Origin of the sequence: Lysobacter terrestris, assembly GCF_014489475.1 — a bacterium.
GTDB lineage: Bacteria > Pseudomonadota > Gammaproteobacteria > Xanthomonadales > Xanthomonadaceae > Agrilutibacter > Agrilutibacter terrestris.
The window spans coordinates 1,295,205-1,319,921 of record NZ_CP060820.1 but is presented as its reverse complement, the minus strand read 5'-3'; the positions used below and the strand labels follow the sequence as shown (position 1 = coordinate 1,319,921).

Annotated in this window: 19 protein-coding genes; 8 read left to right on the top strand and 11 right to left on the bottom strand. The window is 70.1% G+C overall.

The features are described from left to right. Positions 1-22 precede the first annotated feature (22 nt). Positions 23-1,864 (bottom strand): tetratricopeptide repeat-containing sulfotransferase family protein, encoded by a 1,842-nt coding sequence (locus H8B22_RS06185; RefSeq protein WP_187713228.1) that lies wholly within the window; start codon positions 1,862-1,864, stop codon positions 23-25. A gap of 10 nt (positions 1,865-1,874) precedes the next feature. Between H8B22_RS06185 and H8B22_RS06180 the strand changes: the two genes are divergently transcribed. Genes H8B22_RS06180 through H8B22_RS06170 form a run of 3 tightly spaced genes read left to right on the top strand, consistent with a single transcriptional unit; the run spans position 1,875 to position 4,946 of the window. Then, on the top strand, positions 1,875-2,525 hold the full coding sequence (locus tag H8B22_RS06180; protein ID WP_225876295.1) for a 2OG-Fe(II) oxygenase: 651 nt from the start codon (positions 1,875-1,877) through the stop codon (positions 2,523-2,525). Positions 2,526-2,529: 4 nt separating this feature from the next. After that, complete coding sequence (locus tag H8B22_RS06175) at positions 2,530-3,681, top strand: class I SAM-dependent methyltransferase (RefSeq protein ID WP_187713227.1); 1,152 nt, start codon at positions 2,530-2,532, stop codon at positions 3,679-3,681. Next, positions 3,678-4,946: an aspartyl/asparaginyl beta-hydroxylase domain-containing protein gene (locus tag H8B22_RS06170; protein WP_187713226.1), complete on the top strand. Its 1,269-nt coding sequence runs from the start codon at positions 3,678-3,680 to the stop codon at positions 4,944-4,946. Before H8B22_RS06175 ends, H8B22_RS06170 begins: the two co-directional genes overlap by 4 nt. A 36-nt stretch (positions 4,947-4,982) precedes the next feature. Here the strand turns inward: H8B22_RS06170 and H8B22_RS06165 are convergent, their stop codons facing one another. From H8B22_RS06165 to H8B22_RS06150, 4 genes are all read right to left on the bottom strand, one after another. Then, complete coding sequence (locus H8B22_RS06165) at positions 4,983-5,723, bottom strand: endonuclease/exonuclease/phosphatase family protein (protein ID WP_187713546.1); 741 nt, start codon at positions 5,721-5,723, stop codon at positions 4,983-4,985. A gap of 55 nt (positions 5,724-5,778) precedes the next feature. Further along, the gene (locus tag H8B22_RS06160; protein ID WP_187713225.1) at positions 5,779-6,558 is read right to left on the bottom strand and encodes a thiol:disulfide interchange protein DsbA/DsbL; all 780 of its coding nucleotides are present in this window, start codon (positions 6,556-6,558) and stop codon (positions 5,779-5,781) included. 91 nt (positions 6,559-6,649) lie between these two features. Then, positions 6,650-7,282, bottom strand: a complete 633-nt coding sequence (locus tag H8B22_RS06155) for a thiol:disulfide interchange protein DsbA/DsbL (protein ID WP_187713224.1) — start codon at positions 7,280-7,282, stop codon at positions 6,650-6,652. Between the two features lie 139 nt (positions 7,283-7,421). Beyond that, entirely contained in the window at positions 7,422-8,198 is a 777-nt protein-coding gene (locus H8B22_RS06150; protein WP_187713223.1) for a c-type cytochrome, read from the bottom strand. Positions 8,199-8,505: 307 nt separating this feature from the next. Here H8B22_RS06150 and yihA point away from each other — a divergent pair, with 307 nt between their 5' ends. Next, positions 8,506-9,138, top strand: coding sequence for a ribosome biogenesis GTP-binding protein YihA/YsxC (gene yihA / locus H8B22_RS06145; protein ID WP_187713222.1), 633 nt, complete (start codon positions 8,506-8,508; stop codon positions 9,136-9,138). Positions 9,139-9,174: 36 nt separating this feature from the next. On the opposite strand, the gene H8B22_RS06140 is transcribed toward yihA, so the two are convergent. The 4 genes from H8B22_RS06140 to H8B22_RS06125 form a co-directional block, all read right to left on the bottom strand. Further along, entirely contained in the window at positions 9,175-11,061 is a 1,887-nt protein-coding gene (locus tag H8B22_RS06140; protein WP_187713221.1) for a glycoside hydrolase family 13 protein, read from the bottom strand. 293 nt (positions 11,062-11,354) lie between these two features. Then, positions 11,355-12,287, bottom strand: a complete 933-nt coding sequence (locus tag H8B22_RS06135; RefSeq protein WP_187713220.1) for an ABC transporter permease subunit — start codon at positions 12,285-12,287, stop codon at positions 11,355-11,357. A gap of 7 nt (positions 12,288-12,294) precedes the next feature. After that, positions 12,295-12,990 carry a VIT1/CCC1 transporter family protein gene (locus tag H8B22_RS06130; protein WP_187713219.1) on the bottom strand — a complete coding sequence of 232 codons (696 nt, stop codon included), beginning with the start codon at positions 12,988-12,990 and terminating at the stop codon, positions 12,295-12,297. A 19-nt stretch (positions 12,991-13,009) separates the two neighbouring features. Then, positions 13,010-14,581, bottom strand: coding sequence for a peptide ABC transporter substrate-binding protein (locus H8B22_RS06125; protein WP_187713218.1), 1,572 nt, complete (start codon positions 14,579-14,581; stop codon positions 13,010-13,012). A 139-nt stretch (positions 14,582-14,720) separates the two neighbouring features. Here H8B22_RS06125 and H8B22_RS06120 point away from each other — a divergent pair, with 139 nt between their 5' ends. The 3 genes from H8B22_RS06120 to H8B22_RS06110 all read left to right on the top strand — a co-directional run bounded on the left by H8B22_RS06120 (position 14,721) and on the right by H8B22_RS06110 (position 19,668). After that, complete coding sequence (locus tag H8B22_RS06120) at positions 14,721-16,100, top strand: glutamate--cysteine ligase (RefSeq protein WP_187713217.1); 1,380 nt, start codon at positions 14,721-14,723, stop codon at positions 16,098-16,100. Between the two features lie 294 nt (positions 16,101-16,394). Further along, complete coding sequence (ppc, locus tag H8B22_RS06115; RefSeq protein ID WP_187713216.1) at positions 16,395-19,151, top strand: phosphoenolpyruvate carboxylase; 2,757 nt, start codon at positions 16,395-16,397, stop codon at positions 19,149-19,151. 100 nt (positions 19,152-19,251) lie between these two features. Further along, positions 19,252-19,668, top strand: a complete 417-nt coding sequence (locus H8B22_RS06110; protein ID WP_187713215.1) for a hypothetical protein — start codon at positions 19,252-19,254, stop codon at positions 19,666-19,668. Between the two features lie 34 nt (positions 19,669-19,702). Here the strand turns inward: H8B22_RS06110 and H8B22_RS06105 are convergent, their stop codons facing one another. After that, entirely contained in the window at positions 19,703-20,383 is a 681-nt protein-coding gene (locus H8B22_RS06105; RefSeq protein WP_187713214.1) for a Dph6-related ATP pyrophosphatase, read from the bottom strand. A gap of 276 nt (positions 20,384-20,659) precedes the next feature. On the opposite strand from H8B22_RS06105, the gene H8B22_RS06100 reads away from it, so the two are divergent. Then, entirely contained in the window at positions 20,660-22,642 is a 1,983-nt protein-coding gene (locus H8B22_RS06100) for an NEW3 domain-containing protein (RefSeq protein WP_187713213.1), read from the top strand. A gap of 187 nt (positions 22,643-22,829) precedes the next feature. On the opposite strand, the gene H8B22_RS06095 is transcribed toward H8B22_RS06100, so the two are convergent. Then, the gene (locus H8B22_RS06095; RefSeq protein ID WP_187713212.1) at positions 22,830-24,602 is read right to left on the bottom strand and encodes a hypothetical protein; all 1,773 of its coding nucleotides are present in this window, start codon (positions 24,600-24,602) and stop codon (positions 22,830-22,832) included. Positions 24,603-24,717 lie beyond the last annotated feature (115 nt).

Below are 24,717 nucleotides of genomic sequence, written 5' to 3'. Positions count from 1 at the left end.
ACGCCGGCGCTGCCCGGGCGCGCTACAGGGCGGGATAACCGAAACGTTCCACCCACGGTTCCAGCCGCGCCAATGCGCTGTCGCCGAAATGCGCGCGGAACGCCGTCCAGCGCCCGACCGCCTTGCGGTTCACCGGTTCGATCACCTGCGCGTAACTGGGCGTGCCGATGACGCGATCGCGCGCGCGCTCGGTAAAGCGCAGCAGGTCGTCCTGCCACGGCAGATCGAGGAAGGCGAACAGCCGCCGCGCCTCGGCTTCGGTATCGGCCACCAGGTCCTCGTAGCGCAGCACGTGCACCGGCAGCGCCAGCCGGTCGCGCATCCGCCACCAATGCGCGAAGGTGCGGTCGTACATTTCCGCGCCGGCTTCGAGGGTTTCGAAGGTGACCGCGAAGGCCGGCGCGCCGAAGTGCTGCATGTAGCAGCTCAACACCACGTCGCAGGGATGGCGCAGGGCGAGGACCACGCGCGCATCCGGGAACAGGTGTGGCAGCAACGGCAGGCGCAGCAGATTGAGCGGGTTCTTGTCGACCGGTCGCGCGTCGCCGGCAGCGGGCAGTACCGTGTCGGCGTCGGCGAAATAGCTGGCGCGCAGGCGTTGCCGCTCCGGCGCATCGAGGGTGCGCAAGGCGGCCTGCACCGTGTCGGCGCGCGCGTACAGCCGTTGCGCCAGTCGTTGCACGAACGGCTGCTCGTCGAAGGACGACAGCCCGGCATGTGCGTCCAGCAACTGCTCCAGCAGGGTTGTGCCCGAGCGCGGAAAGCCAACCACGAACACCGGGTCGCGACGGCGGTCGTCGAAGTGGAGGCCGGCCGGCGGCGCATCCGCGAGCGGTTCGCTCATCACCTGGTACAGGTCGATGTTCCCGGCCAACGCCGGATGCGCGACGTTGACCTGTGCCCGGCGCAGGGCGTGGGCTTGCGCGAACGCCGCCATGGCCGCATCGATCTGGCCGCACTTCACGCGGGCCGCGCCGAGGTCGAAGCCGAAGCCGATCCGGGCCGATGCATCAAGGTCGGGGAGTTCGAGCAGCGTTTCGAGTGAAGCGCCGGCGCGCGGGTGATCGTCCTGTCGTGCCGCCAGACGCGCATCGAGTTGCAGCAGCTTGTCGCGCAGCCGCTCGCGTTCGGATGCGTCGAGTTGCTCATCGAGCAGCGCCCGTTCGCCGGCGGCCGCGTCGATCCGGTTGAGGCGCTCCAGCGCGAGGATCGAACCGATCCGCGCGTCGGTATCGCCCGGCGACTGCACGAGCACGGCGGCGAACAGGGCCTGCGCATCCGCATGGCTGCCGCCGCGCAGCAGCGCATACGCCAGGTCGACGCGCTGCGTGGCGTCGAGTGGTCGCGGCAACAGGGCAGCGATTTCGTCCCGTGCCAGCTCCCACGCGTCGACGGCGCCGAGCAGTTGTACGTACAGCACGCGGAAGTCGACGTCGCCCGGTGCGGCGGCCAGGGCCTGTTCGACATGGCGTAGCCCGCGGCGCGGGTCGCCGTGGGCGTTGCACGCCCGCGCCATCGCGAAGTGAGCGCCCGCATCGCTCGCGCCGAGGGCGAAGGCCTGCTCCATCGGCGTCAGCGCGTCGCGCTCGCGGTGCAGTTCGCACAGGCAGTTGCCCAGGTTCGACCAGTGCGCGGCCTGCCGCGGCTGCAGTTCCACCAGGCGCTGGTACAGCGGCAGTGCCTCGTCAGCGCGACCTGCGGCGCTGGTCGCCAGGGCGAGGACGGACAGCCAGGCCGGATCGTCCGGCGCGGCCAGCAGGGCGCGGCGCGCGAGGTCGGCGGCGAGCGGGTGGCGGCCGTCGCCGAGACAGTGCAGCGCTTCGCGCAGCGAAGCTGGGTCGGGAGTGTCGTGACGGACGGACATGCGGTTTATGATGCATGAGAACGTGGCCTTTGCCCTGGATTCTGCGGTGGCCGCACTGCTGTCGTGCATGTTTCCGCCGGAGTTCCGCGTGCCCATCGCCGCCACGACCCTCGACCGTTTTGTGCAGGTGTACGACGACTCGCTGCCCGCGTCGTTGTGCCAGCGCATGGTCGAATCGTTCGCCGCGCTGGAACGCTTCCAGCGCCCCAATGGCGAAGGCCGTCGCGCGGGACTCGAGAGCAGCCGCTGGACCGAGCTCGACATCGGGCCGCTGTCCGACGTGCACTTCCGCGCGATGCTGTTGGGCAACATGCACGTGCACCTCGCGCGCTACGTCGAAGCGACGGGCCTGACCATCCCGCTGCCCGCCACCGATCGCACCAGCGAACTGATCATCAAGCGCTATCGCGCCGGCGGTGACGAGCGCTTCCAGCCGCACTTCGATTCGATCGGCGAGGTCAGCAACCGCTACCTGGTGTTCCTGTGGTACCTCAATGACGTCGACGAGGGCGGCGAAACCGCCTTCGTCGACCTGGGCCTGGAAGTGAAGCCGAAGGCCGGGCGCCTGCTGATGTTCCCGCCGTACTGGATGTTCCAGCACGCCGGGCGCGCACCAATCAGCAACGACAAGTACATCCTTTCCACCTACTTCCTGTTCTGAGCGCATGGCCGACGTGGAAACCGTTGCTTCCGGCACCCGCCTGGTCTTCGCGCCGGATGCGGTGCTGCGCTTCGCGCGCGGCCGCATGCTGATCCACACCGCGTCCGCCGGGCAGTCGCCGTTCGTGACCGACCAGCCGATGCTGATCGGCTGGCTCGCGCAGTTCGCGCAGCCCAGCGACGCCGAAACCGCGCTGGCGCGACTGCCCGCGGAGTCGCGCGCGTTGGCGGCGCGCGCGCTGGCCTACCTGCGCCAAAGCGGCGCGTTGCGCGAAGCCGGGATCGATGCGGACGTCGACGATGCGGATCTGCACGCGCGCAGCCGCGAGCAGCTGACGGCCCTGACCCAGGGGGTGTACGAACTGGGCTGCGATGTCGCCGGTTTCGGTCCGCACGCGGAGCAGGCGCTGCGCCTGCGCGGTGGGATCGGACTGGAATCGCGGTTGCAGGCGTTGCGCGCGGCGGTCGCGGACCTGCGCGGCGAACTCGCCATGGCGCGCGGGCCGTACCTCGAGTCGCAGCTGCAGGCGCTCGGGGTCGATGCGCACTCGCGCGAGCTCAACCTGCACATCGGGTGCGGCCCGTACCTGCTGCCGGGCTGGGTCAACATCGACATCCACCCCGCGCCGCTGGCGACCAACGTGCTGTGGGGCTTGCCGTTCGCCGCGGACAGCGCGCGCCACGTGTTCCTCTCGCACCTGCTCGAACACCTGTTCTATCCGAACGACGTGCATCCGTTCCTGGTCGACGTGCGGCGGGTGCTGGCGCCGGGCGGGATCGTGCGCATCGTGGTGCCGGACATCGCGCAGTGCATCGATGCCTACCAGCGCGACGACGCGGAATTCTTCGCCGCCCGTCGCGAGCACTGGGGCACGGGCGACGGCCAGACCACGCGCCTGGAGGATTTCCTCGCCTATGCCGGCGCGGGACCGGACCCGGCCTGGCTGTTCCAGGCGCACAAGTTCGGCTACGACTTCGCGACGCTGCAGCGCGCGCTGCAGCGCGCCGGCTTCGTCGACATCGAGCGCTCGTCGTTCAACGGCAGCCGCCATCCCGCGTTGCAGGTCGACGCCAACAGCGAGGTCGCCGGCGCCGACCACGGCGGGCAGCACTACTCGCTGTTCGTCGAGGCGCGCAAACCCGGCGGCGCGGCATGAGTGAACTGCTCGCGCGCGCCCGTGGCTGGGCGCAGGCCGGCGACGCGCGCGCCGAAGCGGCGTACCGGCAGGTGCTGGAGCAGGGCGAGTCCGTCGAGGCGCGCGTGTTCCTGGCCCACCGCGCGCTGGCGCAGGGCGCGGCCCGCGACGCGCTGGCGCACCTGCAACTGGCCTGCCGCCACGAGCCCGGCAATGCGCAGCTGCTGTACCAGCTGGCGATGGCCGCGGAAGCGGCGGGCTATCGCGACGAGGCGCGCGCGGCGCTGCAATTCGCCGTGCAGCTCGCACCGTCGCTGCATGTCGCCCACCTGCAGTTGGGCCGCCTGCTGGAAGCGGCCGGTGATCGCCACGACGCGGCGCGCTCGTACTTCCGCGCCCTGACCCGCGCCCAGCTCGAGGAGCAATGGCTGGACGAGGCCAGCACGCCGCCGCGCCTACGCGCGCAGGTCGCGCATGCGGTGGCGTTCGTGCAGGCCACGCGGCCGCAGATCCTCGGCGCATTGCTGGAACCACTGATCGCGCGGCACGGCCGCGACGCCATGCGCCGCGTCGAGCGCGGCCTCAACGGCTACCTGGGCGTGGCGAACGTCGCGCCGGCCGACCCGCGGCAACGGCCCAAGTTCCTGTTCTTCCCGGACCTGCCGGAGACGCCCTTCCTGCGCCGCGCCGATTTCGACTGGATCCCGCGGCTGGAGGCGGCGTGGGCCGACATCCGCGACGAGGCGCGCGCGGTGCTGGCGGAACCGCAGGCGCTGACGCCGTTCCTCGCCGCCCCGGACGACGCCGATCTCGGCGAGTACCTGCAGGGCGCGGCCGGGGCGCAGCCGCACTGGGATGCGTTCTTCTTCTACCGCCACGGCCGTGCCTACGCCGACAACCACCAGCGCAGCCCGGCGACCGCGCGGGCACTGGCGGCGTTGCCACTGCTGCGCATCGCCGACCACGCGCCGGAGGTGTGCTTCTCGGTGCTGTCGCCCGGCACCCACATCCTGCCGCACCATGGCGTCACCAACATCCGCACCGTCGTGCACCTGCCGTTGTTGGTGCCGCGCGACTGCGCGCTGCGCGTGGGCGACGAGGTGCACGCCTGGCGCGAAGGCGAATGCGTGGCCTTCGACGACACCTGGCTGCACGAAGCCTGGAACCGCAGCGACGCGACGCGGGTGATCCTGCTGATGGATGCGTGGAACCCGCACCTGACCGAGCCCGAACGCGACGCGGTGGCGACGCTGATCGAAGGCATCGGCGAGTTCAACCGCGGCTGAGGTCCAGCGCGCGGGCACTCCTGGCAGGCGTTCCGCTCAGCCGCGGATCGCGCGCGCCGGCACGTCCAGCTCCAGCGACAACGCCAGGTGGTCCGATTGCGCCGCCGGCAATGCGCGCGCGTGGTGGTGGGTGAGGCCGTCGCCGAGCAGGATGTGGTCGATCGCGCGTTGCGGGCGCCAGCTCGGGAACGTCGGCACGGCCTGGGCCGGCGGCTGCAGGCGCGTGCGCCGGAACAGCGCGGCCATTTCCGGGCGGTCGATGTCGCAGTTGAAGTCGCCCATCAGCACCGCGTGCGGGTGGTCGTGCAGCAGCTCGGCGATGAAGGCGAGCTGCGAGGCGCGCGACTGCGCACCCAGCGAGAGGTGCGCGATCGCGACGGTCAATGAGTCGGCGTCGTCGCCGAAGCGTGCCAGCAGCACGCCGCGCCCGGCGATGCGGCCGGGCAGGGCATGGTCGACGACTTCCACCGGCTCCAGCTTGCTCAGCAGGCCGTTGGCGCTGGAGGCCACGCCGCCGACGCGGCGGTTGGGCTGGTGGCTCCAGTAGTGGAAGCCGCCGCGTTGCGCCAGGTAGTGGGTCTGGTTGGTGAAACCCGAGCGCAGGCTGCCCGGGTCGCTTTCGTTGAGGCCGACGATGTCGTGTTCGCCGGCGAGCTGCGCGATGGTGTCCAGGCTCAGCCGCTTGTTGCCCATCGGCAGCACGTGCGACCAGCTGCGGGTGGCGTAGTCGCTGTAGCGGCGCGTGCTCGAGCCGGCCTGGATGTTGGCGCTGAGCAGCTTGAGCCGGCGGTGGCTGGGGGACGACTGCATGGCCACCGCCGGACGGGCGCGCTCAGCCGCCCTGGGCCGCGCGTTCTTTCGCCACCAGCTGCGTGGTGATGCGCAGGGTGTCCTCGAGGGTCTTGCCGGTCACGCGGTACTTGCCGGCGACCACGATGGAGGGCGTGCCCTCGATGCCGGACTTGGCGATGAACTGGGTCGCGCGCTTGACCTTGGCGTCGACCGCGAAGCTCTTCATCGCCGCGGCGAACTGCTCCGGGGTGACACCGAACTGGGCGTAGAACGCGCCGAACTTCTCCGGCGAGGCGTCGCGGTAGTCGAACGATTGGTCGACGTGCAGCGCGCGGAACATCGCGTCGTGCGACTTGCCGACCAGGCCCAGCGATTCGGCGGCGTAGTAGGCCTTGGCGAAGGGCTCCGGGTTGGCGGCGAACGGACCGGCGACGGCGATGAACTTCACGTCGGCCGGCTGGCGCCTGCGCCAGTCCAGCACCAGCGGTTCGAACTGGGCGCAATGCGGGCAGGTGTAGCTGAAGACTTCGGCGACTTCGATGCGGCCGGCGGCCGGCTCGAACGGCTGGCCGCCGGCGATCTCGGCGTAGTCGATGCCGGCGACCGGGGCCGGGCCGACCGGGACGTCGGGCGTTGCCGCCGGGGCGATCTCGGCGGCGGCTTCGACGGCCGGGGCGCTGGCCGGCGCCGGGGTCGCCGGGGTCGCCGCGGTGGCCGCGGGGGCGGCTTCGGCGGCCGGTGCGGCCGGGGTCTCGGCCTGCTGCGAGCAGGCGGTCAGGGCGAGCAGGGCGGACAGGAGCAGGGCGGGGCGCAGCGTCATTCGGGGTTCTCCGCGGAATGCAGGGGCGGGCGCCGGGCGCCCGCGATCGTTGTGCACAGGATAGCCGGCGCGCGTCGCGCGCGACCCGGGCTCAGCGGCGGGCCTTGGCGGCGCGCTCGCGCGCGATCAGCTGGCTGGCGACGCGCAGGCGGTCTTCGAGGGTGCCGCCGTCGACGCGGTACTTGCCGTTGACGACCAGGGTCGGCGTGCCTTCCAGGCCGATGCGCATGGCCCAGGCGCGGGCCGGCGCCAGCTTGGCGACGACGGCAGGGCTGTCCATCAGTGCGCGCAGCCTGGCGGCGTTGGCGCCGCGTTCGCCGTAGAACGTGGCGAGCTCGTCCATGGTCGGGTTCTTCGGCAGCGTGTGCTCGTCGTGGATCGCGACGAAGGTCGCGTCGTGGGTGAGCGTCAGCGTGCCGGCGGCGAGCGAGGCGAAGTAGGCGCGGGCGAACGCATCGTCGTTGCCGTTGGGCAGGGGCAGGTAGGTGAAGCGCACGTCCTTGGGCAGCTTCGCCTTCCACGCCTCGACCTTGGGCTGGAAGTCGGCGCAGTGGTGGCACCAGTAGCCGAAGATCTCGACCACCTCGATCTTGCCGGCCAGCGGCGCGTACGGCGCGCCGCCTTCGATGACGTAGTAGTCGGTGCCTTCCACCGGCGCGTCGGGCGCAGCCGAGGCGGCGAAGGGAAGCAGCAGGGCAAGCAGCAGGCTCAGGCGGAAGCGCATGGCGTGATCGTCGGTGGGTTCGATGGAAGGGCGCTGCAAACAAAAACGCCGACCGTGGCGATCACGGTCGGCGTATTGAACTACAGCAGGGTCGGTTATGACCGTGCGGATGCAGCGGAGTTCAGTGCGGGTTGCCGCCTCAGTGCGCGGCGGCCGGAGCCGCGGCCGCTTCGGCGCTGCGCACGTGCAGGCCCTGCAGGTAGCTGGCGAGCGAACCGATTTCTTCGTCGGTGAGCTTGCTGGCGACGGCGGCCATCACGTTGAACAGGTGCGGGTCGTGCTGGGTGGTGGTGCCGGCGCGATATTCCTCGAGGCGGCGCTGGGCGTAGGCGGCCTGCTGGCCGGCGACGGCCGGGTAGGCCGGGCCCGGGTTGCCGGCGCCCGCCGGGCCGTGGCACGCCATGCACGCCGGGATGCCGCGCGCCTTGTCGCCGCTGCGGAACAGCTGCTGGCCGACTTCGAAGAACTTCTTGTCCTTGTTCGGGCCGCTGGCGATCACGGTGTCGTCGGCGACGCCCGAGCCGGCCTTCTGCGTGGCGAAGTAGGCGCCCAGGTCGCGCGCGTCCTGCGCGGTCAGCGCATCGGCGAAGGGCTTCATCACCGCGGCCATGCCGGTGTTGCGTTCGCCGCTCTTGAACAGGGCGATCTGGTGGGCGATGTAGCGCTCGCTCTGGCCGGCCAGGCGCGGGTACTGCGGGTCGGTCGGGTTGCCGTCGAGGCCGTGGCAGGCCGCGCAGGTACCGGCCTTGGCGGCACCGGCCTTCACGTCGCCCCAGGTCGCCGGCTTCTCGACCAGCGGCGCGGTCTGGACGGGTGCGTTGTCCGGCACCGGGGTGACCGTGGCTTGGGCGAAGGCGACGGCGGCGGCTGCAAAGGCAGCGATGCCGACGAGGCCGAGGACGCGGGCGTGGCGCATTTGGCTGGGCTCCGAAACTGGGACGGGTCCTCGAACCGGCTTGCTGCGCGTGTCGAAGGACGAAACCGCGAAATTATCGTTGCGGGGGGCGGGACGGTCAACGCGAGGGGAGGTTGCGGGGGCTGGGGACTGGGATCTGGAGCTTGAATGCCCCGTGCCATGCGCGGAGTGGAGCGGAGGGCCGGCCTTTTTCGCGCGCGGGACCTGGGAGCAGCGGGTCCCTTGCGAACGGCTGTTGCGAGCCCCCGACCTCCAGCCTCCAGCCCCCAGCAGCCCCCAAACCCCAGCCCCCGTTTATCCTGTCCCCATGGCCACTGCCCCCAATCCCTTCGTCCGCGCCCGTTACGCGCTCTCGGCGCACAACCCGCGCCAGCTTCCAGCCGACGGTGGGTTCGAGGTCGCCTTCGCCGGCCGCTCCAATGCCGGCAAGTCCAGCGCGCTCAATGCGATCTGCCAGCAGAACGCGCTGGCCCGGGTGTCCAAGACCCCCGGCCGGACCCAGCAGCTGGTGTTCTTCGACTTCGCCCCGACCCTGGCCCAGCCCGACCCCGGCGCCAAGTACCTGGTCGACCTGCCCGGCTACGGCTACGCCAAGGTGCCGCAGGAACTGCAGGCGCACTGGCTGGCCTTCATCGAGACCTACTTCGAGACCCGCCAGGCCCTGCGCGGGCTGGTGGTGGTGATGGACATCCGCCACCCGCTCAAGGACTACGACCGGCAGATGCTCGGCTACGCGGTGCGCCGCGGCCTGCCCGCGCACGCGCTGCTGACCAAGGCCGACAAGCTCAGCCGCGGCGCCGCCGCCAACACCCTGCAGGCCGTGCGCATGGAACTGCAGCGCGCCTGCGGCGACACCGTGAGCGTGCAGACCTTCTCCGGCGAGTCCAAGCAGGGCGTGGAGGAAGCGCGCGCGGTGCTGGCGCGCTGGCTGGAACTCTGACCTGCGGCGGCGTCCGTTCGCCGCCTCGTCGAAGCCTCACTCTCCCTGTGCGCCGTCCGCCGGCGCGATCTCCAGCAGCGTCGCCGACTTCGCCGGCAACAGCAGCGAGGTGCCGAGTACCACCGGCTGCCCGTCGAGTGCGTCGCGCGCGCGGCTGTCCGTGCCGATGAAGTCACCGAAGCGCCCCAGCGCCAGCGCGGTCGGCTGCGCGTTCTTGTTGAGCGCGATCATCACCGTCTTGCCGCGCTTGCCCGCCGTGGCGTCGTAGCGAAAGTACACGTACACGCCGTCGACCGGCGCGTAGTGCTGCAGCGCGCCGTCGTGCAGTACCGGCGTGCGCTTGCGCCAGTTGAACAGTGCGCGCACGAAGGCCTGCGCATTGCGCTGCTGCGGCGTGAGGCCGCGGCCGCTGAACGCATCGGCCGCGTCGCCGCGCCAGCCACCGGGCATGTCCGCGCGCAGCAGGCCGTCGTTGCGTTCCTTCGGGCCGCGCAGCAGCACTTCCGAGCCGTAGTAGAACTGCGGCGTGCCGCGCGTGGTGGCGATGTAGGCGATCGCCAGCTTCCACAGCGCGAGGTCGCCATCGAGTTGCGCCAGCACGCGCGAGGAATCGTGGTTCTCGGCGAACACCACCAGCCGGCCCGGATCCGGATAGACGAAGTCGTTCGCCAGCGTCTCGTACAGGCCGATGAAGCCGCTGTCCCAGCCTTCCGGCTGCACCAGTGCGCTGCGCAGCGCGATCTGCAGCGGGAAATCCAGCATGCCCGGCATGTGCGGCACGTGGCCGTCGGGATTGGCCTTGCCGTGCTGCCAGTGCGCGACGATCGCCGGGTTCGCGCTCCATTCCTCGCCGACCATGGCGAAGTCCGGGTATTCCTCCAGCACCGCCTGCGCCCACGCGCTGAGGAAGTCCGCGTCGGCGTAGCCGAAGGTGTCCTCGCGGATGCCCGACAGGCCGGCGTATTCGATCCACCACAGCGTGTTCTGGATCAGGTAGCGCGCCAGGTGCGGGTTGCGCTGGTTGAGGTCGGGCATCGACCGCACGAACCAGCCGTCGGTGAACAGCGCCCTGTCCGCGGGCGCCGCGTGCGGGTCCTGCACCGTGGTGCGGCGGTGGTTGGTTTCGACGAACGCATCGGCGCGATTGATCCAGTCGCGCGTGGGCGGATCGCGCAGCCACCAGTGCTGCGAACCGATGTGGTTGAGCACCACGTCCATGACCAGGCCGATGCCGCGGCGGCGCGCCTCGCGCGACAGCGCGCGCACGTCCTCGTTGCTGCCCAATCGCGGATCGGTGCGGTACAGGTCGGTGATCGCGTAGCCGTGGTAGGAGTACGCGGGCTGGTTGTTCTCCAGCAGCGGCATCGGCCAGAGCTGGGTGAAGCCGAGCCCGGCGATGTAGTCCAGGTGCCGGCGCATGCCGGCGATGTCGCCGCCGTGGCGGCCGTTGGGGTCGGCGCGGTCGGCGTGTTCGAACATGCCCGCCGCGCTGTCGTTGCCGGTGTCGGCATTGGCGAAGCGGTCGGGCGTGACCAGGTAGATCGCATCGCGCGCGTCGAAGCCGCGGCGTTGCGCCGAACCGGCTTCGCGCGTGTCCAGTCGCCACGGATGGCGCACCGCGATGCGTTCGCCGTCCATGAAGTCGATGTGCAGCCGACCCGGCTTCGCCGTCGGGGCGATGGCGAGGGTGACGAACAGGTAGTTGGGGTTCTCGACGCGGGCGACATCGGCGACGGTGACGCCGTCCCAGGCCACGCGCGGCGCGAGCGCGGCGATGCCCGGGCCATGCACCAGCAGCTCGACGCGATCGTGGCGCATGCCGACCCACCAGTTGCCCGGCTCCAGGTGCTGGATCGCGTAGCCGCGTGCGTGCGCGGCGGTGCTGAGCAACAGGGCGAAGCACAGCGCGAACAGTCGCTTCATGCGCGATCCCGGCAGGCCGCGCCCGATCGGCGCGGCTCGATTCTATGCAGCGCGCTGTGCGATGCCGCCGTCGGGGTCACGATGAAAACGTAATCATTGTCGCCGCGATCGAATCACGTGCGCGATGCCGCCGACTGCGATGCCGCGTAGCCCGGGTAAGGCCGTAGGCCGCACCCGGGAGTTCTTGTGAGCACGGCAAGAACTCGCACGCCGGATGAACTCGCGCGCGGCGGCGCGGCAGGCAGTGTCGCTGCCGGAAGCCGTCGTGGCGCGGTGCGCTGCGCTTACCCGGGCTACGCCGTTGCCGCTTCCAGACGTGGATCCATCCAGCCGCGCAGCGCATCCACCAGCGTATTGATCAGCACGATCAGCGCGCCCACCACCAGCACCACGCCCAGCACCAGGGTGTAGTCGCGGTTGAGCGCGCCCTGCACGAAATAACGGCCCATGCCCGGGATGCCGAACACCTGTTCGACCACCGCCGAACCGGTGACGACGTTGATTAGCGCCGGCGACAACCACGCCACGACCGGCAGCAGCGCCGGCTTCAACGCGTGCGCGAACAGCAGGCGCGCCTCCGACAGGCCGCGCGCCCGCGCCGCGCGCAGGTATTCGGCCGACAGCGTTTCCAGCATCGAGGCGCGCGTCAGCCGCGCGCAGTAGGCGAGGTTGGGCAGGGCGAGCGCGATCACCGGCAGCACCAGGTTGTTCCATTCGCCCCAGCCACCCGCCGGCAGCCAGTGCAGGGTGACCGCGAACAACAGCACCAGCAGCGGCGCGGCGACGAACTTGGGCACCGCCAGGCCGAGGCCGGCGACGAACATCAGCACGCGGTCGGTCCAACGCCCCGCGCGCAGCGCCGACCACACCCCCAGCGGCACGCCCAGGAGCAGCGCGAGCAGCAGCGCCAGCCCGCCGTTCAACGCGGACACCGGCAGCGCATTGGCGACCAGCTGGTTGACGGTGTAGTCGGGGTACTGGAACGACGGGCCGAGGTCGCCGCGCGCCACGTCGCCGAGCCACGCCGCGTACTGCGCCGGCAGCGGGCGATCGAGGCGGTACTGCGCGGCGAGCGCCGCCTGCACTTCCGGCGGCGCGGCCTTTTCCGCATCGAACGGGCCACCCGGCGCGGCGCGCAGCAGTACGAAGCACAGCGTGGCCAGCAGCCACAGGGTGATGGCGGCCTCGAGCAGCCGCAGCCCCCATCGCTTCGCGAACCCGGTCATTCGAGAGCTAGACCTGTACATGGAAGAAGCGGCCGATCAGGCCGGCCGCGCCCATCGCCAGCGCGCCCCAGAAGCCCACCCGCAGTGCGCCCCGCCAAGGCGACGCGCCGCCGATCCAGGCGGCCAGTGCGCCGGAGCCCGCCAACGCCACGAGCGTGGTCGCGACTATCGTGGGCTGCAGGCGGGCAGCGGGCGCCAGCAGCACCGCGGCAATCGGCAGCAAGGCACCGGCGACGAATGCGGCCGCTGAAGCCAGCGCAGCCTGCAATGGACGCGCGCGCAAGGTATCGGTGATGCCGAGTTCGTCGCGCGCGTGCGCCGCCAGGGCGTCGTGAGCGGTGAGTTGCTCGGCAACTTCGCGGGCGAGTTCCGGCGTCAGGCCGCGGCGGACGTAGATGCCGGTGAGTTCGAACAGCTCGCTGGCGGGCTCCTCGGCCAGTTCGCGTCGTTCCTTCTCCAGGTCTGCATGTTCGACGTCGGCCTGCGACTGCACTGAAACGTATTCCCCCGCCGCCATCGACATCGCGCCGGCGACCATGCCGGCCATGCCGCTGACCAGGACCGCCGTCGGCGTGGCTCCGGATGCGGCGACGCCGACGACGAGCCCGGCCACGGACACGATGCCGTCGTTGGCACCGAGCACGGCGGCGCGCAACCAGCCGGAGCGGTCGGTGCGGTGGTCTTCTGCATGCCAGCGGCGCATCAGTGGCCTCCCGGGGGCGTCATGGCTGCAATCGCAGCCAGCGTGAAGCATGGCGGTCGAGGGCGTTCGCATCAAAACCATGCACGCGCGCATCCACCAGGTGCTTGGACGTGTAGAAGTACAGCGGCACCACCGCATCGGCGTTCAACACGCGCTGCTCGGCGGCACGCAGCCAGGCATTGCGCGCCACCTCCGTTGGCGCCGCATCCGCCTTGGCCAGGCGTGCGCGGAAGCCGGCGTCGTCGTAGCCGGTCCAGTTGAGCGGGCCGTCGCTGCCGAACGCGGCGAGGAAGTTGCGCGCGTCGGGCACGTCGCCGATCCAGCCGCCGCGGAACACCTGGGTGATCACGCGCTGCTTGCGGTTGCCGACGAACACCTTCCACTCCTCGTTGCGCAGCCGCACCTGCGCGCCCAGCACCTCGCGCCACATCGCCGCCACCGCCAGCGCCATGCGCCGGTGCGGGGTGGAGGTGTTGTAGCGCAGCTCGATCACCAGCGGATGCTTCTGCGAATAGCCTGCGGCGCGATACAGCGCGCGCGCCTGCGCCTCGCGTTGCGCCTGGGTCCACGTGGACCAGGGCGCCGCGGCCGGCGTGTAGCCCGACATGCCCGGCGGCACGATGCCGTAGGCGGGTTGTTCGCCGAAGCCGGTGATGTAGCGGGTGAGCTTGTCGCGGTCCACCGCCAGCGCGAGCGCGCGGCGCAACTGCGGGGCATCGCGCAGCGGCGGCTGGGCGAGGTTCATGCCCAGCCAGAACGCGCCCATGTACGGCGCGATGCGCAGCTGCGCGCCGAAGCGCCGTTGCAATGTGTCCAGCGGCTGCGGCGGCACCACTTCGGTCAGGTGCAGGTCGCCGGCGGCAAAGCGTTGCAGTTCGGCGGCGGCGTCCTCGGTGACGTGGAAGCGCACGCGTTCGATGGCGACGTCGCGGACACCGTGGAACTGCGGGTTGCGTGCGACCACCAGGTTCGCCTGCGGCGTCCACGCCGCCAGCCGGTAGGCGCCGTTCGACACCAGTTGCCCGGGCCGGGTGTGCTGCGCGCCGTAGCGCTCGACGCCGGGCAGGTACACCGGGAAGGCAATCGGCAGCGTCAGCAGGGCCGGCACCGGCGCACTGCGATCGAAGGTGAACACCACCGTGCGAGGATCCGGCGCGGCCACGCCCAGCGCCGTCGGCGGCAGCGTGCCGGCCTGCACCGCGCGCGCGTTGTGGAGCGCGTCGAACAGTTCGCCGAACGGCGCCGCCGTCGCCGGCGCGAAGGCGCGGCGGAAACTTGCCACCACCTGGCCGGCGTCTAGCGCTTGGCCGTTGCTCCAGCGCAGGTCCTCGCGCAGGGCGAAGGTCCACACCCGGCCATCGCGCGATACCGACCAGCTGCGGGCCATGCCCGGCACCAGGCGGCCCCGCGCGTCCTCGGTCACCAGCCCTTCGTACAGGTCACGCAACACGTTGCCGCAGGCGACTTCCTGGCAGCGGTGCGCGTCGAGGGTCGCCGGTTCCGGGCCGTTGCCGCGTTCCAACTGCTGCAGGGTCGAGGCGGACGCAATGCTGGAACACAGCCACAGCAGCAGGGCGGGCAATCGCGTCATGGGGCCGGGCTATGCTTCATCAATTGCGATGTTAGGCCACCGGCCCCATATCGTCTTCAGTCACCACGGCCCCCGCCGGCTCGCAGCAGGTCCGCACGCAGCGGCCTCCCGCGGCAGGCTTTCCCAGAGACGGTCCTGCATGTCGAGCCCGAGCAACGTCGCCGAGTCCCCGGTCACCGATCGCCGCGAGCTGGTCGAATACATCGCCAGCGGCAGCAAGCCGCGCGCGGATTGGCGCATCGGTACCGAACACGAGAAGTTCGGCTTCCGCCTCGACGACCTGCGTCCGCCGACCTTCGACGGCGACCGTGGCATCGAGGCGCTGCTTACCGGCCTCACCCGCTTCGGCTGGACGCCGGTGCAGGAGCACGGCCGCACCATCGCCCTGACCCGCGACGCGGCCTCGGTGACGCTGGAGCCGGCCGGCCAGCTCGAACTCTCCGGCGCGCCGCTGGAAAACATCCACGAGACCTGCCGCGAGACCAACCAGCACCTCGACGAGGTCAAGGCGGTCGCGCAGGAACTGCAGCTGGGTTTCCTCGGCATGGGCTTCCAGCCGAAGTGGCGCCGCGACGAGATGCCGTGGATGCCCAAGGGCCGCTACAAGATCATGCGCGACTACATGCCCAAGCGCGGCGACCTCGGCCTGGACATGATGACGCGCACCTGCACGGTGCAGGTCAACCTCGACTTCAGCAATGAAGCCGACATGGTGAAGAAGTTCCGCGTGTCGCTGGCGCTGCAGCCGATCGCCACCGCGTTGTTCGCCGATTCGCCGTTCACCGAAGGCAAGCCCAACGGCTACCTCTCCTACCGCTCGCATATCTGGACCGACACCGATCCGGACCGCACCGGCATGCTCGACTTCGTGTTCGAGGACGGCTTCGGCTTCGAGCGCTACGTCGATTACCTGCTCGACGTGCCGATGTACTTCTCTTATCGCAACGGCGCGGACGGTAACAAGCAATACATCGATGCGAGCGGCAAGTCGTTCCGCAAGTTCCTGCGCGGTGAGCTGGACGTGCTGCCCGGCGCGCTGCCGACCCTGCGCGACTGGTCCGACCACATGACCACCGCGTTCCCGGAAGTGCGGCTGAAGAAGTACCTGGAAATGCGCGGCGCCGACGCCGGCCCGTGGAGCCGCCTGTGCGCGTTGCCGGCGTTCTGGGTCGGCCTGCTCTACGACGACGCGGCGCTGGACGCGGCCTGGGACCTGGTCAAGGACTTCAGCCTGGCCGAGCGCAATGCCCTGCGCGACGGCGTGCCGAGGCACGCGCTGAAGCTGCCGTTCCGCGGCGGCACGGTGCGCGACCTGGCGCTGGAAGCGCTGAAGATCGCCGTCGCCGGCCTTCAGCGCCGCGCGCGCCTCAACCGCCACGGCGCCGACGAGAGTCGTTTCCTCGAGCCGCTGATCGAATTCACCGACGCCAACGAGACCCCGGCCGAGCGCAAGCTCGCGCTGTTCCATGGCGAGTGGGGCGGCAACATCGATCACGTGTTCCGCGAGTTCGCGTACTGATCGTCGCCGGACCACGCGCTGCGGTTTCCCCGCGCTGATTTCCCTCTCCCCGCGTGCGGGGAGAGGGTGCCCGCAGGGCGGGTGAGGGGCGGCGAGCGCAGCGAGCTGCCTTTGCCGTTGCGTGGCGAAGGAACCAACGCCGCTCGCTGCGCTCGCCCCCTCATCCGCCCGTTGGGCACCTTCTCCCCGCAAGCGGGGAGAAGGAACGGCAGGTGGTCGCCGAGCGGGTGGCCAATTTCGTTACACCTGAAATCATGCTGCCGCGCAGCATGATTCGGTCCTAGACTCGGCCGCATGAACCTGCCGACCACCGCGGCCACGCCCCTGCGCACCGTCGAATTCGCGCCCACCGACGCCTTCCTCCGCGAGGACGTGAACATGCTCGGTGCGCTGGTCGGCGAGATCCTCGCCGAGCAGCGTTCGCCCGGCTTCCTCGACGACGTCGAACGCCTGCGCCGCGCCGCGATCGAGCGCCGCGAACGCAACGCCCCGGCGGCCGAACTCGCCCAGGCGCTGCAGGGGATCGAACTGGAGCGCGCCAACGACCTGGTGCGCGCGTTCGCGACCTACTTCCAGGCAGTCAACCTCGCCGAGCGCGTGCATCGCATCCGCCGCCGCCGCGACTACGAGCGCCAGGGCACCGCGCCGCAGCCCGGCGGCCTGCGCGACGCCCTGCGCACGCTGGCGCAGCGGGGCGTGGGCCGCGAGGAACTGCTGGCGCTGCTGCCGCGGCTGCGGGTCGAGCCGATCTTCACCGCGCATCCCACCGAAGCGGTGCGCCGTGCGCTGCTGAAGAAGGAGCGCGAGATCGTCACCTGCCTCGTCGCCGACATCGACCGCGGCCGCACCCCGGCCGAGCGCCGTGCCGACCGCGAGCGCATCCGCCTCGCGCTCACCACCAGCTGGCAGACCGCCGAAGCGCCGTCGGCCAAGCCCAGCGTCGCCGACGAATTCCAGCACGTCGGCTACTACCTGTCGGACGTGCTCTACCGCGTGCTGCCGGTGTTCTACGAGGTGTTCGAGGACGCGCTGCGCGAAACCTACGGCGCGGCGGTGGTGCCGGACGTGCTCGGCTTCGGCAGCTGGGTCGGCGGCGACATGGACGGCAACCCCAACGTCGGCGCCGACACCATCGCGGCCACGCTCGCCGGCCAGCGCGCATTGGTGCTGGCCGCGTATCGCCGCGACCTGCTCGCGCTGGGCGAAGCCTTGAGCCAGTCGCTCACCCGCGTCGGCGTGTCGGCCGCATTGCTGGCGCGCATCGAGTTCTACCGCGAACACATACCGGCCGCCGCGGCGAAGCTGCGCCCGCGCCATGCCGACATGCCGTACCGCAAGCTGCTCACCTTCATCTTCGAGCGGCTGTGGGCGACCCAGCACGAGGAGCCGGAAGGCTATGCCGATGCCGGCGAGTTCGAGGCCGACATCGCGCTGATCGGCGACAGCCTGCAGGCGCATCGCGGCGAACACGCGGGCGGCTTCGCCGTGCGCCGCCTGCGCCGCCGCATCGCCTGCTTCGGCTTCCACCTGGCCGGCCTCGACCTGCGCCAGGACTCGGCCACGCACGACGCCGCGATTGCCGCATTGCTCGGCGACGCGGCCTGGGCGACGCGCGCGGTTTCCGAACGCAATGCGCGCCTGCACCGCCTGCTGCGCGGCGACGAGGTCGTGGACGGCCCGGGCAACGCGACCTCGCAGGCCACGCTCGAGGTGTTCCGCGCCGTCGCGCGGCTGCGCCCGCGTTACGGCGCGCGCGCGTTCGGCCCCTACATCATCAGCATGAGCCGCAGCGCTGCCGATGCGCTGTCGGTGCTGGCGCTGGCGCGCCTCGCCGGCTGCGTCGAGCGGAGTGACGGCGGCGGCGATGACGTGCCGCTCGACATCGCCCCATTGTTCGAAACCGTCGACGACCTCGATGCCGCCGCCGACACCCTGCGCGCGCTGTTCGCCGATCCGCTGTATCGCGAGCACCTCGCCGCGCGCGGCGATCGCCAGGTGGTGATGCTCGGCTATTCCGACAGCGCCAAGGACGGCGGCCTGCTCGCGTCGCGCTGGGCGCTGCAGCGCACGCAGGTGGCGCTGACCCAGCTGGCCCGCGACAGCGGCGTGCGCATCGCGTTCTTCCACGGCCGCGGCGGCTCGATCAGCCGCGGTGGCGGCAAGACCGAACGCGCGGTCATCGCGATGCCGCGCGGCTCGGTCGACGGCTACCTGCGCCTGACCGAACAGGGCGAAGTGATCCACCGCAAGTACGGCATCCGCGCGATCGCGCTGCGCAACCTGGAGCAGGCGACCGGCGCGGTGCTGCGCGCGACCCTGCGCCCGCGCGTGGCCGAACCGCGCGAACAACGCTGGCGCGAGATCGCCACCCAGCTCGCCGGCAACGCGCGCGCGCACTACCGCGCGCTGGTGCACGACGACGTGGAATTCCCCGCGTACTTCCGCGCCGCCACGCCGATCGATGTGATCGAGCGGCTGCGGATTGGTTCCCGCCCGAGCAAGCGCGCCGGCGGCGTCGGCGTGCTGCGGCCGCCGGGCATCGCTTCGTTGCGCGCGATCCCGTGGGTCTTCGCCTGGGCGCAGAACCGTTCCGGCCTGACCGCGTGGTACGGCGTGGGCACGGCGCTGCAGGCCGCGCTGCAGGAGCACGGCCGCGAGGCGCTGGCGGAGATGGCGCGCGACTGGCCGTTCTTCACCACCCTGATCGACGACGTCGAGATGGTGCTGGCCAAGTCCGACCTGGGCATCTTCGAACGCTATTCGCTGCTCGCCGGCGAACTGCACGCACGCTTCCATCCCGGCATCGCCGCGGAGTTCGCCCGCACCCGCGACGCGGTGTTCGCGATCAAGGGCAGCCAGGAACTGCTGGCCGACGACCCGCGCCTGCGCCAGTCGATCCGCCTGCGCAATCCCTACGTCGATCCGATCAGCCTGCTGCAGGTCGACCTGCTCGCGCGCTGGCGCGCCGGCGGCAGCGAGGACGAGGCGATGCTGGCGTCGCTGGTCGCCACCGTGAACGGCATCGCCGCGGGCATCCAGAACACCGGGTAGGCGGGGTTGGCTCCACCAACCCAGCCTGCGTCCTGCACGCCCGGGAACCGGCGGCGATATGCTGCGCTGCCGCCGGAGGGGCGGCTTTCGGGGAAATCGCATGAACCGCATTGCACGCTGGGCGTTGCTCGCACTGCTCGTGTCGGCGCCGCTGTCCGCGCAGAACACCGCCGCCATCCGGCCGATGGTGGCGCCCACCAACATCAACGCCGTCCAGATCGACTACAAGCAGCAGTGGGAAAAGGAACGCGAGAAGAACCAGCAGCTCCGGTCCGAGAACGCGAACCTGCAATCGCAGCTGGCCGAATGGACGCGCAAGGGTGGCAGCCTGGTGCACGCCTACTGCGAAGCGCCAACGGTGAGCGTGAACAGCGCCGGCGCGCGCAACGACTGCGCGGCGTCGGGCTACGGCTGCGAGCCGGTCAGCGGCCTGTGCCGCACCGTCGCGCGCAGCAGCATGGATTGCGCGCCCGGCTTCCTGATGGACGTCGACCACTGCGTGCCGCAGCCGCGCTGAGCGGCGACGGCGCCTTCGCCTACGCCACCTGTTCCTACACCACCAACGCCAGGTCGGTGTAGGCGAAGCGGGTTTCGCGCAACATCCGCTCGCCGCAGCGCAGCGCGAGCGGGTGCCGGAACATCGGTCCGGCATGGACGCAGGTGTGGAACTCGCCGCGCTCGCCGCAGGGGTCCACGCCCGTCGGCAGGTCGGCCAGCAACGCCGCGTCGAACTCGCGACCGCTGAACTCACCGGGCAGTTGCGTGGTGTCCACGCAGCACAAGGTCGCGCGCAGGCCGCCCGCGATCATGTCCCGCGCCAGCGTCGCCGTGTCGGCACCGAACAGCGGCGTGTCGATGCGCCAGTCCAGCCGCGCGCACAACGCCGCGCGCCACTGGCGGACGTCCTCGAGGAACAGGTCGCCGAACGCGATCGTGCGCAGCCCCGGCCAGCGCGAGCGCGCCTGCGCCAGCGCCGCGGCGAAGGCGGCTTCGTAGCGGGCGTTGTCGCACTGCTGCGGGATGCGCGCCTCGACCAGCGGCAATCCCGTGGCCGCCGCCTGCGCCAGCAGGATGTCGCGGCGGATGCCGTGCATGGCGATGCGATCAAAGCCGTCGGTGACGGTGGTGAGCAGGCCGACGACATCGACGTCGGCACGCTGCCGCAGCGCGTGCAGGGTCCAGGCCGCGTCCTTGCCGCCGCTCCAGGACAGGAGGATCGGGTCTCGTTGCATGCGCACAGCTTAGCGGCGCCAAAATCTGAACGGGAAAACCACGCGGTCGCGTCGCGGGCATGGCGAAATTTTGGCCACGGCTTCCCCGAACTGTGGACCCAGTACCGGTAGCGCCAGGAACGAATCGGGAACATGCGCCGGCGCCGCTGTGGGGGAGCAGCGGCGCGGTCGGCACAGGACGTATCGACGGACCTCCGGGTCCGGCTGCGGGGTCTTCGGACCCCGTGGCAATCGGCGGGATGCCGGCCCGCACCGTCCATTCCCGAGGTAGTTCCGATGCAGTTTTCCCCCACGGCGGCCCGTGTCGCCTTCAGCGCCGCGCTGCTGCTCCTGTTCCCGATGAGCGTGCCGTCGGCGCATGCCGCGCCGCGCGCGGCGACCACCGCCACCACGCTGGAAGGCGAGCTGGAAGTGCTGGTCGAGGACTACGCCGATGGCCACAGCCGCGAGCGCCATTTCCTCAAGACCGAACAGCGGCGTTTCGAACTCAAGTCCGAAGGCAAGCGCAATGGCCTGCTCAGCGGCGCACGCGTGCGCGTCCGCGGCCAGCTGGCCGGCGAGACCCTGGCGCTGTCCAGCGATTCGGGCAGTGTGCAGGTGGTGCAGGCGGCCCTGCCGTACACCATGGGCGAGCAGCGCACCGCGGTGATCCTGGTGAACTTCCAGGACAACGCCCCCCAACCGATGACTGCCACCGCGGTCAATGACCTGGTGTTCGGCACGGTCAACAATTTCTACAAGGAAGCCTCGTTCCAGCAGACCTGGCTCACGGGCGACACGTTCGGCTGGTACACCATCCCGGTGAGCAGTGCGACCTGCGATACCGCCTCGATCTACACCGAAGCGCAGAAGGCCGTTGCCGCCAGCGGCGTCGACCTGTCGACGTACAAGCGCACGATCTTCATGTTCCCGACGATCAGCGCCTGCGGCTGGGCCGGGTCGGGCAATGTCGGCGGCGCGAAGACGAACGCGTGGATCAACGGCAGCTTCACCCTGCACACCATTGGCCACGAACTCGGCCACAACCAGGGCCTGAGCCACGCGCACAGCCGCGACTGCGGTAGCACCACGCTCGGCGCCAGCTGCACGGTGGCCGACTACGGCGACGTCATCGACATCATGGGTTCTCTGCGCGCCGGCCAGTTCAGCCCGTTCCAGAAGGAACTGATGGGCTGGCTCAACGATGGCGTGTCGCCGCCGATCCACACCGCCAACGTCAGCGGCCGTTACTCGATCGAGCCGTATTCCAGCAGTTCGGTCGGCCCCAAGGCGATCAAGATCCCGCGTGGCGTGGACAGCAGCGGCAAGCAGCTGTGGTACTACATCGAGTACCGCCAGCCCATCGGCGCCGATGCCATGCTTGGCAGCGTCGGCAACCTGACCCGCGGCGTGATCGTGCGCCTGGCGACCGAGGGTGACCGCTACAGCAGCGACCTGCTCGACACCACGCCTGCCAGCTACATCACGACGAACGGCGACTTCCAGGACGGCGCGCTGGCGGTCGGGCAGACCTACAGCGAGGCGGCGGCGAATGTGTCCTTCACGCTCGTCTCCGCCGACGCCAATGGCGCGACGCTCGACGTGAGCATCGGTAGCGGCGGTTCGACGCCGACGTGCACGCGTGCGGCACCGGTCGTGAGCGTGAGCGGCCCCGCGACGGCGGTGGCCGCCGGCACCGCGGTGAACTACGCGGTGAGCGTGACCAACAAGGACAGCAGCGCCTGCAGCGCGACCAGCTTCAGCCTGGCGCGCAGCGTGCCGAGCGGCTGGTCGGGCACGCTGGCGGCGACGAGCCTGACCCTGAGCCCCGGCGCCAGCGCGAGCACCACGCTCGGCGTCGTCTCGGCGGGCACCGCCGCGGCCGGCAGCTACGGCATCGGCGTGGGCGTGAGCAGCAGCACCGGCGCCATTCATACGACCAGCGCCTCGGGCAACTACACCGTGTCCGCGCCAACCGGCACGTTGAGCGAAGCGGTGGCGACCGACAAGGCGAGCTACGCGCGCGGCGAAACCGTGTACATGAGCGCGCTGGTGAAGAAGGACGGCGTCGCCACGGCCGGTGCCAGCGTGAAGTTCACCGTGACCCTGCCGAGCGGCAGCACCACGGTCGTCAGCGCGAGCAGCGGCAGCGACGGTTATGCGCGTGCGACCTATCGCACCGCCAAGGGCAAGGGCGCTGCCGGCAACTACGGGCTCCGCGCGGAGGCTGTGCTCGGCGGCACTGCGGCCAGCGCCAGCGGCAGCTTCCGCGTGCTCTGACGCGAAACGCGCCCGTCTGGCGCAGGCATGCAGGGGGCGACGGGGGTTCCGTCGCCCTCCGCGTTTGCGATGAAAGAAAGGGCGGTGGATGCGATCCACCGCCCTCGTTGAACGCACGACCAAAGGGGGGAGGGAGTCGTGCGTACGGACGTCATGTCCCAGCTGTCATGTCCAGGTCCTCATGCCATCACTGCGATTGCGGCGGCGGGCACAGCGCACACTGGATGTTCTCGCTGTCGTCGACCGACGTCTTGCTGATGGCACCTTCGCCGGTGGCCAGGACCTCGTTGCCGAAGTTGGCCTGCTCGGGTTCGTCGGTGGCCGAGTCGGTGGCGGTCGGCACGTAGCAGTGGTCGATCGGCGTGATGGATGCGCCAGGCGCCAGTTCTCCGTTGGTGATCAGCGTGGTCGGTGCCGCGTGCGTCGGATCATCCACCAGACTGATCTTGACCAGCTTCTCGGTCGACGTGTTCTTCAGGGTGATGGTGTTGCATACCTGGGGCTGCAACGTGCCGTTGACCACCACCAACTTGACGGTGTCGCAGGTCTTGCCGACCAGGATGGCCGTCGAGATGGACTGCTCGCACGTGTCTTCGGCAATCATCGAGTAGCTGTCGGTGATGTCACGTGCGCCCGTCGGCGAGGCCGATGCCCTCGCGGTGACGTTGTTGAAGACTCGGTTCTTCGTGTGGTCGCACTCCAGCGTGGCCGTGACCGATGCACCGGGGGCCAGTTCGCCGGCCAGGATCTCCTTCAGTTCGTCCTTGGCGAGGCTGTCGTCCACGATCGGCGACTTCAGGCGGCAGGCCAGGACACCCGTATTCGCGTCGGGGATCGTGATGTCTTCCTCGAACGCGGTCTTGTACACCGGGCCGAAGCCGGTATTGGTTACCGTGACATCAAGTGTCGTGGTCAGGAACGTGCCGGTCGGGTCGATCACCGGGGTGGTGTTGGTCTTGCACCGCTTGGTGACCGAGATGTCGCACAGGTTGAAATCGCCGATGGCGTAGTCCTTGAGTTCGGCGGTTTCCGAGTGCGAAGTGCGCGTTTCAGCCATGAAGCTGGAGAAGCAGACGTCGCCGATCAGCGCGGTGACGTCGATCGCACCCTCGTAGAAGCTCTCGTGCGGGAAGTTCGAGTCCACCGTCGAGCCCTTGGGGATGTACGTCCACGGCGAAACGGTGTTGTCGCCCTGGTTGGTGATCGCGCACGCCGTATCGTCGTTGGTGCAGACGATGAAGCCGCTGGACGATGCGAACTTGATCTCGTTCAGGAAGCCGTGGCTGCCGTTGCCGTCGCTCTGCCAGCGGAATATCTGCACTTCGCTCTTGCTGCCGCCATTGACGAAGTCGACCTGCACCAGCACGTCGTCGTTGGAGTGGGTGCCGCTGAACGATGACTTCGGACCGCTCGCGGCGACGGTGACGTCGTTCTTGAAGAACCAGAAGCCAAGCGCGGCGTCGCCATCGTTGGCGAAACGATCGGCACCGAAGAAGATGAAGAGATGCTTGGGCGTGGCCGGGTTGTCGTCGTGGTCGACCGAGTAGGCCTTGGCGTAGGCGTTGGTGATGTTGTCCTTGTCGGGAGACAAGCCGGAGGTCTTGCGCTCCCACGTGTTGATCTCGTGGATGTCCTTGTTGCTGCCGAAGAAGGCGCTGGTCTCGGAGGTGCCGGAATTGTTGCGGTCGTCGATGAAGGTCGCGCCGCTGTTGGCCGGTGGGTTGGGCACGCCGTTGGCGATGGGCGCCAGCACGCTGTCCCAGTCATCCAGGCCGCTTTCCTTCACGGCATTGCCGTCCAGCTCGAAGGGGGAGTTGAGGATGGGCGATGCATCGTCATGCACCGCCTGGGCAGGAGGCGGAATGAACATGAGGGTGCCTGTCAGCCCGATCGTGACGGCCACAGTCAGCATGGTGGTGATCCACGTCGACCATGGCCGGGAGGTTTTGCGATTAGCCATGTCCGTGTCTCCGGAAGCGGTTGGGGGAAGTCGCGACCTAGGGACACAGATCGGCTGCGACGCCCCAGCTTCCGCCCGCCCCTCCCCCCTCGGAATCGCCCTCCCGGGTGCACAC

Coding starts and splice junctions, on each gene's coding strand:
- H8B22_RS06185 (WP_187713228.1), bottom strand. CDS start 1,864: ATGTCCGTCCGTCACGACACTCCCGACCCAGCTTCGCTGCGCGAAGCG.
- H8B22_RS06180 (WP_225876295.1), top strand. CDS start 1,875: ATGCATGAGAACGTGGCCTTTGCCCTGGATTCTGCGGTGGCCGCACTG.
- H8B22_RS06175 (WP_187713227.1), top strand. CDS start 2,530: ATGGCCGACGTGGAAACCGTTGCTTCCGGCACCCGCCTGGTCTTCGCG.
- H8B22_RS06170 (WP_187713226.1), top strand. CDS start 3,678: ATGAGTGAACTGCTCGCGCGCGCCCGTGGCTGGGCGCAGGCCGGCGAC.
- H8B22_RS06160 (WP_187713225.1), bottom strand. CDS start 6,558: ATGACGCTGCGCCCCGCCCTGCTCCTGTCCGCCCTGCTCGCCCTGACC.
- H8B22_RS06155 (WP_187713224.1), bottom strand. CDS start 7,282: ATGCGCTTCCGCCTGAGCCTGCTGCTTGCCCTGCTGCTTCCCTTCGCC.
- H8B22_RS06150 (WP_187713223.1), bottom strand. CDS start 8,198: ATGCGCCACGCCCGCGTCCTCGGCCTCGTCGGCATCGCTGCCTTTGCA.
- yihA (WP_187713222.1), top strand. CDS start 8,506: ATGGCCACTGCCCCCAATCCCTTCGTCCGCGCCCGTTACGCGCTCTCG.
- H8B22_RS06140 (WP_187713221.1), bottom strand. CDS start 11,061: ATGAAGCGACTGTTCGCGCTGTGCTTCGCCCTGTTGCTCAGCACCGCC.
- H8B22_RS06135 (WP_187713220.1), bottom strand. CDS start 12,287: ATGACCGGGTTCGCGAAGCGATGGGGGCTGCGGCTGCTCGAGGCCGCC.
- H8B22_RS06130 (WP_187713219.1), bottom strand. CDS start 12,990: ATGCGCCGCTGGCATGCAGAAGACCACCGCACCGACCGCTCCGGCTGG.
- H8B22_RS06125 (WP_187713218.1), bottom strand. CDS start 14,581: ATGACGCGATTGCCCGCCCTGCTGCTGTGGCTGTGTTCCAGCATTGCG.
- H8B22_RS06120 (WP_187713217.1), top strand. CDS start 14,721: ATGTCGAGCCCGAGCAACGTCGCCGAGTCCCCGGTCACCGATCGCCGC.
- ppc (WP_187713216.1), top strand. CDS start 16,395: ATGAACCTGCCGACCACCGCGGCCACGCCCCTGCGCACCGTCGAATTC.
- H8B22_RS06110 (WP_187713215.1), top strand. CDS start 19,252: ATGAACCGCATTGCACGCTGGGCGTTGCTCGCACTGCTCGTGTCGGCG.
- H8B22_RS06105 (WP_187713214.1), bottom strand. CDS start 20,383: ATGCAACGAGACCCGATCCTCCTGTCCTGGAGCGGCGGCAAGGACGCG.
- H8B22_RS06100 (WP_187713213.1), top strand. CDS start 20,660: ATGCAGTTTTCCCCCACGGCGGCCCGTGTCGCCTTCAGCGCCGCGCTG.
- H8B22_RS06095 (WP_187713212.1), bottom strand. CDS start 24,602: ATGGCTAATCGCAAAACCTCCCGGCCATGGTCGACGTGGATCACCACC.